Below are 3,454 nucleotides of genomic sequence, written 5' to 3'. Positions count from 1 at the left end.
CTGGGTCAAGCCGGTGCCGCCGGCCCGCTCGACCGGCAAGCGGGTGGCCGTGATCGGGTCCGGCCCGGCCGGGCTGGCTGCCGCACAGCAGCTGACCCGGGCCGGACACACGGTGACGGTGTTCGAACGGGCCGACCGCATCGGCGGACTGCTGCGCTACGGCATCCCCGAGTTCAAGATGGAAAAGCGCCATCTGAATCGCCGGCTGGCGCAGATGGAAGCCGAGGGCACCGAGTTTCGGGCCGGCGTCAACGTCGGCGTCGACATCAGCGCCGACCAGCTGCGCGCCGACTTCGACGCGGTGGTGTTGGCCGGTGGCGCGACGGCCTGGCGCGATCTGCCCATTCCTGGCCGTGACTTGGACGGGATTCACCAGGCCATGGAATTCCTGCCGTGGGCCAACCGGGTGCAGGAAGGCGATGACGTGCTGGGTCCCGACGGGGAGCCGCCGATCACGGCCAAGGGCAAGAAGGTCGTCATCATCGGCGGCGGGGACACCGGCGCCGACTGCTTGGGCACCGTGCACCGGCAGGGCGCTATCAGCGTGCACCAGTTCGAGATCATGCCGCGGCCGCCGGACACCCGCGCCGAGTCGACGCCGTGGCCGACCTACCCGCTGATGTACCGAGTGTCGGCCGCGCACGAAGAAGGCGGCGAGCGGGTGTTCTCGGTCAACACCGAGGAGTTCGTGGGCCGCGATGGGCATGTCACCGCGCTGAAAGCGCATGAGGTCCGCATGCAGGACGGCAAGTTCGTCAAGGTCGAGGGCTCCGATTTCGAACTGGAAGCCGATCTGGTGTTGCTGGCGATGGGCTTCGTCGGACCCGAGAAACCGGGACTGCTCACCGACCTCGGGGTCGAGTTCACCGAGCGCGGCAACGTCGCGCGCGGCAACGAGTTCGAGACCTCGGTGGCCGGGGTGTTCGTTGCCGGCGACATGGGTCGCGGTCAATCGTTGATCGTGTGGGCGATTGCGGAGGGCCGGGCCGCCGCAGCGGCCGTGGACCGGTATCTGATGGGCCAGAGCGCGCTGCCGGCGCCAATCAAGCCAACCGCCGCACCGCAACGCTAGTCACTCTGGTAACATAGGCAACACGCCGAATATCGATCGGCGCGCCTTACACCGTTTGCCAGCATGGGGGGTGTCTAATGGCCGGGTGTGGGCGTTACGCTAACGTAGACCCCGGTTCAGTTGACCGATTGCAGGAGTGGTTTCCGTGCACATCTACCCGGTACCCCGCTCGCGGGTGGGACGAATCGCCTGGTCATGGTTTCGGCACCCGGTTAAGAGCCGCGAATTTCCCGCCAAGCACGAGCGGCTGGTGACGGCCGAGGAGCTGCTGCGCTTCGGCGTCTGACGATGGCGGCGCTCGGCGGTCGCGTCGGTGTCGGTCGTTTGCTGAGCTTTATCAAGTTGTTATCTGTACTTGTGCGGATCGAGACCTCGCAAAAAGGGGCTTAACTCCGGTCGACTCCTGTCACGCAAACTCCAATGACGTTTGGCTGCGGCGATGGCAGAATGCGGTTATCGCATATTGGTAGCATCGTTCTCATGCGCGCTCGTTGGTGCCCTATGGCGGCCGGTTAGCGATCGGGTACTGGACCTCCATGACGGACCCCGCTGTTCTTGAAGTCGATGCCGCCTTGCCGGACGGCGTACAGGGCGCCGCCGATCCTCATTTCGGCTGCGCGGTCCGCACCTTCGCGAGGCTGTTTCCCGGCCCTCGTTTCGGCGGCGGCGCCCTTTCGGTGTACGTAGACGGCCAGCCGGTTGTCGACGTGTGGACGGGCTGGTCGGATCGGGACGGTACCCGGCCGTGGACCGCCGATACCGGCGCGATGGTCTTCTCGGCCAGCAAGGGATTACCCTCAACGGTCCTCCACCGGCTCGTCGACCGAGGGCTGCTGTCCTACAACGCGCCGGTCGCACAGTACTGGCCGGAGTTCGGCGCCAACGGCAAGTCCGCAATCACCGTGCGCGACATGATGGGGCACCGGGCTGGGCTGTCGCACTTAAAGGGTGTCAACAAAGAGGAGTTGTTGGATCACCGCCTGATGGAAGAGCGGGTGGCCGCGGCGCCCGTCGATCGTCGGCTTGCCGGACGCTCGGCGTATCACGCTTTCACCTACGGATGGCTGGCATCCGGGCTGGCCCGCGCGATCACGGGCATGGGCATGCGGGAACTGATCCGCACCGAACTGGCATATCCGCTCAACACCGACGGGCTCCACCTTGGGCGCCCGCCAGCCGATGCTCCAACGCAGGCCGCCCAGATCATGTTTCCTCAGAGCACCCGCGCCAACCCGATGTTCGACCGCTTGGCGCCGCGACTCACCGAGATGCCGATCGCCGGCGGCTTGGGCGCAATGTATGTCCCGGGCATCACTTCGCTGATCCAGGGCGATACCCCGTTCCTGGACAGTGAGATTCCGTCGGTCAACGCTGTGGTGACCGCGCAGGGGCTGGCCAAAATGTATGGGGCGCTTGCCAACGAGGGATGTATCGACGGAAAGCAGTTGCTGTCCTCGGACTTGGCACGCGGCCTGGCGGGTCGGCTGAGCTTACGGCCTGATCTGAATGTGTTGTTCCCGATGTCTTTTCACCTCGGCTATCACGGCTCGCCGGTGCCCGGCCTGTTGCGGGGATTCGGCCACGCCGGGCTGGGCGGAACCATCGGCTGGGCCGATCCCGTCACCAAGACCTCGTTCGCGTTCGTGCACAACCGGCTCATCACGCCGGTTTTGATCGACCAAATCCTCTTCGTGCCGCTGATCCTGCCGGTGCGGCGGGCCGCCGCAGCCGTACATGAACACGGCGCACACCCCGTGCCGCAATTCGGTGCGCCCTACCCGGAACCGGACCCCGCGCGCAGCACAGGGCGCTGACAGCCAGCTGTGCGCTACAGCCCGGATTCCCGGATCGCCTCGGCCAGCGGCTCCAGCACCGCCGGGTCATGCGGCGGTGCGATGTACACGATCCCCAGATCCAGACCCTCGGCCGCCAAGCCAGCCGCGTTCTCGATGACCTGTCCGTAATTGCGGTCGGGCCCCAGCATGAGGTGCGCCGAGAGCATGATCTCTTTCGGGTCGCGACCGATGTCTTCGCAGTGCGCGGCCAGCACGTCGCGCTTGCGGGCGAATTCCTCGGGCGGGCCACCGACGAAGTTCCAGTGCTGGGCGTAGCGGGCCGTGATGCGCAGGGTGCGTTTTTCGCCACTGCCGCCGATGCAGATCGGCGGGTGCGGCCGCTGCGGCCCCTTGGGCTCATTACGGGCGCCCTTGAGCTGGTAGAACTTGCCGTCGAAGTCGGTGGTCTCCTGGCTGAGCAGGCTGGTCAGCACCTCGCACGCCTCCTCGAAGCGGTCGAAGCGTTCCTTGATGCTGCCCAGTTCGATGCCGTAGGCGCCGGATTCCTCCTCGTTCCAGCCCGCGCCGATGCCCAGCTCGAGCCGCC

Annotated in this window: 4 protein-coding genes; 3 read left to right on the top strand and 1 reads right to left on the bottom strand. The window is 66.3% G+C overall.

Annotated features, from left to right (window positions below):
- The 3 genes from VFA16_RS11190 to VFA16_RS11180 all read left to right on the top strand — a co-directional run.
- Nucleotides 1-1,072 (top strand): glutamate synthase subunit beta (locus tag VFA16_RS11190; RefSeq protein ID WP_324967869.1); only part of this gene is annotated, 1,072 nt, incomplete at its 5' end.
- A gap of 145 nt (nucleotides 1,073-1,217) precedes the next feature.
- Nucleotides 1,218-1,358: a hypothetical protein gene (locus VFA16_RS11185; RefSeq protein ID WP_324967870.1), complete on the top strand. Its 141-nt coding sequence runs from the start codon at nucleotides 1,218-1,220 to the stop codon at nucleotides 1,356-1,358.
- Nucleotides 1,359-1,608: 250 nt separating this feature from the next.
- Complete coding sequence (locus VFA16_RS11180) at nucleotides 1,609-2,886, top strand: serine hydrolase domain-containing protein (protein WP_324967868.1); 1,278 nt, start codon at nucleotides 1,609-1,611, stop codon at nucleotides 2,884-2,886.
- Nucleotides 2,887-2,900: 14 nt separating this feature from the next.
- Here VFA16_RS11180 and VFA16_RS11175 read toward each other — a convergent pair.
- The coding region (locus VFA16_RS11175) for an LLM class flavin-dependent oxidoreductase (protein ID WP_324967867.1) at nucleotides 2,901-3,454 on the bottom strand (554 nt) is incomplete at its 5' end.

The organism is Mycobacterium sp. (assembly GCF_035653355.1).
GTDB lineage: Bacteria > Actinomycetota > Actinomycetes > Mycobacteriales > Mycobacteriaceae > Mycobacterium.
This window is presented reverse-complemented; position numbering and strand designations above follow the sequence as displayed.